1 pseudogene is annotated in these 344 nt (G+C 78.5%); it reads right to left on the reverse strand.

Features of this window, described 5'->3' with window-relative positions:
* Nucleotides 1-312: pseudogene (locus tag UK12_RS44045) on the reverse strand (hypothetical protein); the annotation flags it as partial.
* Between the last annotated feature and the right edge of the window lie 32 nt (nucleotides 313-344).

Here is a 344-nt window from a genome sequence, read left to right on the forward strand (position 1 = left end):
CGATGCACTGACCGGTGTCCGGATGGTGGGCCGCGCCGAGCCGCCCACCACCCGGCCTCCCCCCACGCCCCCGCCCCGCCCGCCACGACGGCCACGCCCGCCACGGCGGCCGCGCCGGCCACGACGCCCCCGCTGCACACGCCCGAACACCTCCCACCCCTCCAGCGCTCCCGCCAGCACTCCCCGGACCAAGTACCCCTGCACGCTGAACCAGACCATCAGCGGAACGATCAGCCCGAGCAACGCCCCGGCCGTCAGCAACTCCCACCGCCCGCCGAACGACCCGCCGAGCTGGGCCCGCCGCACGGTCATCCGCCCGCCCCCCGCTGCGCCCCCCGCGCCGG

It is taken from the genome of Saccharothrix sp. ST-888 (assembly GCF_000955975.1).
GTDB lineage: Bacteria > Actinomycetota > Actinomycetes > Streptomycetales > Streptomycetaceae > Kitasatospora.